This is a genomic window from Streptomyces sp. NPDC059456 (assembly GCF_042750055.1).
Lineage (GTDB): Bacteria > Actinomycetota > Actinomycetes > Streptomycetales > Streptomycetaceae > Streptomyces.
In genome coordinates this window covers 1-3,690 of sequence record NZ_JBHYVA010000788.1, presented here as the reverse complement: position 1 = coordinate 3,690, position 3,690 = coordinate 1, and the positions used below count along the sequence as shown (strand labels likewise).

Below are 3,690 nucleotides of genomic sequence, written 5' to 3'. Positions count from 1 at the left end.
AGCGGTGCGGTGGTGGCGGTCGCGAGGAGCGAGGGCTGCGGCAAGCAGGGAGCGTGGTAGTCGGTGGTGGACGTGAAGTACGCGGTCAGCGCCTTGTACCAGATCTGAACCGCCTTGTCGCGGCCGATGCCGGTGACGGTGGAGCCGTTCGCGGTCGGGCTGTCGTAGTGCACGCCGTTGATGTCCTTCGCGCCGCTGCCCTCGGACAGCAGGTAGAAGAAGTGGTTGGCGACGCCGGAGGAGTAGTGCACGTCGAGGTTGCCGACGCCGGCGCTCCAGTAGTCGGCCGAACCGCGGCCGTCCTTGCTCGGCTTGTCCTGGTAGCGCAGCGGCTTGCCGTTGCCGAAGATGTCGATCTTCTCGCCGAGCAGGTAGTCGCCCCGGTCCTGGGCGTTGTTCGCGTTCCACTCCACCGCGGTGCCGAAGATGTCCGAGGTGGCCTCGTTCAGGCCGCCGGACTCGCCGGAGTACTGCAGGTTCGCGGTGGCGGAGGTGACGCCGTGGCTGAACTCGTGACCGGCCACGTCGAGCTGGGTCAGGGGGTGCTGGTTGCTCGCGCCGTCGCCGTAGGTGATGGTGAAGGACTGGTCGTCCCAGAAGGCGTTCTGGTAGGCGTTGCCGTAGTGGACCCGGGAGACCGGGGCCCGTCCGTCGTTCTTGATGCCGTTGCGGTGCAGGACGTTCTTGTAGAAGTCCCAGGTCTGGGCGGCGCCGTAGGCGGCGTCCACGGCGGCGGTCTGGTTGTTGGCGGCGCTGCCGTTGCCCCACGCGTTGTCCGCGTCGGAGAAGACGGTCCCCGTGCCGCTCGTGCGGTGCTTGAGGTCGACGGTGCCGGATCCGCCGCGGACGCCGTCGACGAGGTCGTAACCCTTGGACGACTTGGTGGTGTTGAGGCTGACCGTGCCGCTGTACTGGCTGGCGCCGGAGCCGACCGCGCCGACCTGGGCGGCGCCCGGCCTGGCGGCCGCGGAGCCGCCCTGTGCGGTGGCGCCGTCGGCTATGTCGTCGATCAGCTGGATCTCGAACAGCTTCTTGCCGGTGTCGGCGTCGGTGATGACGCGCAGGCGGCTCGGCGTGACCCCGTCGTGCTGGGTTCCGGTGACGACGGTCTCGTAGGCGAGGACGGGCTTGCCGTCGGCGGCCCAGATGACCTTGCGCGGGGCGTCTCCTGCGGCGACTGCCGTGGTGTTCGCGGCCTCGGCGGCCTGGACCGCAGCTGAACGGGCGGCGGCCGGGGCCTGCTTCGGGGTGACCGAAGCGACCTTGATGTCGTACTCCGTGGCCTTGGTGACGTCCTTGACGGCGCCGTCGGCGCCGCGGTGGACGACGAGGTCGCCGCCGAGGACCGGAAGACCGGCATAGGTGCGCTCGTAGCGGGTGTGGACCGTGCCGTCGGCGTCCTTGACGACGTCCTTGACGACCAGCTGCTCCTCGCCGCCGAGGCCGAGCGACAGGGCGGTGGCCGCGGCGGAGGCGCTGTCGACACGCTCCTGAACGGGACCTGCGGATGCGCCGGAGGCGCCGGCGGCGAGCAGGGTGCCGGTGAGGACGGCTGCGCCGGACACGAGGGCGAGACGACGTGCCCTGCCGCCTGCGGGGGAAAGCGAGAACATTCGGTATCTCCAGAGAGTCGTGGGGAGTTGGACGGGATCGCCGTCCACCTCTGCAAGGAGGAATGCCTTGATGAGGAGGGAGACTCTCAGCCGACCGTGGACATGTCACGGGGCACAAAAGGCGGTTCGGCCGGTGATGCCGGATTCGCCGCCCGTCTCTTCACGCGAAGGACAAGACGCCGCAACGTGCCGACACAGATGTCACGGCCGGCACAGGAATCCGCAACACGCAGGAAAGGAAGATCCGTCGCGCAGAACCGTCGTGCACCGGCTCCGTGTTGCGCGCGTGCTGCGGGAACGTGAACCCGATGAACAAGCCGTGTCCGGCGGCTCCGCAAGGATCCGGATCGCACGGGCGGCGGCTAGCGTCCCCCTCAGCGCCGTTCCGAGGAGCAACCGCCACACGGAACCGAGGGCCCGGCCGCACCATCGGCCGCCGCCACGTCGGCCGACCTCACAGCGCCGGGCACACCCGCGGCCCCCGTCGGCCCCCACTGACTGCCCCTTCAGCTGCTAGGACCCCACCCCGATGCCGTTCTCCCTGCCCGCCGGCGGGCGCCTCGCCGTGCTCGCCTGCTCCCTCGCCGTGGCCTTGGGCGCCGCCGGCCTCGCCGGAGCCCCGGCCTCCGCTGCCGGCTCCGCCGCCGCTGCCGCCTCCGCCGCCGACCCGGCGGCCCCGTACGGTCCGCAACCGCCGCAGAACCCGTTCACCGCGGCCAACGGCGCCGCGACCATGCACGGCGACAGCGCCTCCAGCGGCACCACGGCCTACCCCGGGCCCGGAACGGCCGCCGTCAACTACGCCCGCACGGCGCTGGCTTCGGCCTGCCCCACCGTGGTCGTGGGCGGCGACGGCTACGTGACAGCCCTGTGCACCACGATCTTCGGCCAGACGCCGACCGTCCACCTGCTCGACCCCGCCACCGGAGCGGACCTCGCCTCCCTCGCCCTGCCCAAGGGCAGTCTCTTCGGCGGCGTCTACGCCTACCTCGACAACGGCGACCGCCTCGTCGTGGTCGACGGCGACAACGACCTCCTGCGCATCGGCCACCACCGCTCCGGTTCCGGATGGACGCTCCGGATCGACCGGTCCACCCCCCTGGGCAGTGCGGTCCCGGCCGGGGACAACATCGTCGGCCTGACCCCCGCCTGGGACGGCAAGGTCTGGTTCGCCACCAGCGGCGGCGTGATCGGCACCGTCGACACCGACACCGGGGCGGTACGCAGCATCAGCACCGGCGAAGGCGTCCAGAACAGCATCTCCACCGTCCCCGGCCGCACCGCAGTCGCCACCGACCACGCCCTGTACCTGCTGTCGTCCGGCCCCGACGGCACACCCGTCGTGGACTGGCGCGCCCCGTACGACCGCGGCCCGGCCCGCAAGCCCGGCCAGCTCAGCTGGGGTACGGGCACCACCCCGAGCTTCTTCGGACCGGGCAACGGCACCGAGTACGTCACCATCGTCGACAACGCCGCCCCGCACGGGAACCTGCTCGTCTACCGCGCGGCCGGCGGACCGGACCCCATCTGCCGGATCCCCGTGCTCACCCAGTACGCCCGCAGCGGCACCGAGGACGCCGTCATCGCCTCCGGCCGCAGCGTCTTCGTCACCAACACCTACGGCTACCCCTACCCGGCCCTGCCCGCGGGCGCGCCGGCCAGTCAGCCGTCCTCCGCGGACTTCGACGGCGGCCTCAGCCGGATCGACGTCAACGACCGGGGAACGGGCTGCCAGGTGGTGTGGAACAGCCCGGTGAAATCCGCCGCGCTGCCGCGCCTCTCCCTGGCCGACGGGAAGATCTACACCGTCTCGGTGACCGGGCCGACCGGCAGCGCCGGCCTCAACACCTTCGCCCAGTACCACCACGCCGTCGTCGACCCGGCCACCGGCGCCCAGCTCAGCAGCTCCTACCTGGGCATCGGACTGGTCTACAACCCGCTCCAGATGCGGGGCACGGCCGCCCCGGACGGCACGCTCTACCAGGGCACCGAAACCGGGGTGGTCCGCATCTCCAAGCGCTGACGACCAGGTCACCCCCGCCGGGGACGACCGCGCCGCGGCCGCACGGCCTGCCCC

At 71.6% G+C, this 3,690-nt stretch carries 2 protein-coding genes; one reads left to right on the top strand and one right to left on the bottom strand.

Annotated elements, in window-relative coordinates:
• Nucleotides 1-1,613: M4 family metallopeptidase (locus ACFXA3_RS38460; protein ID WP_385195318.1), on the bottom strand; the 1,613-nt coding region annotated here is incomplete at its 3' end.
• A 529-nt stretch (nt 1,614-2,142) separates the two neighbouring features.
• Here ACFXA3_RS38460 and ACFXA3_RS38455 point away from each other — a divergent pair.
• The gene (locus ACFXA3_RS38455) at nt 2,143-3,636 is read left to right on the top strand and encodes a hypothetical protein (protein ID WP_385195315.1); all 1,494 of its coding nucleotides are present in this window, start codon (nt 2,143-2,145) and stop codon (nt 3,634-3,636) included.
• Nucleotides 3,637-3,690: the final 54 nt, after the last annotated feature.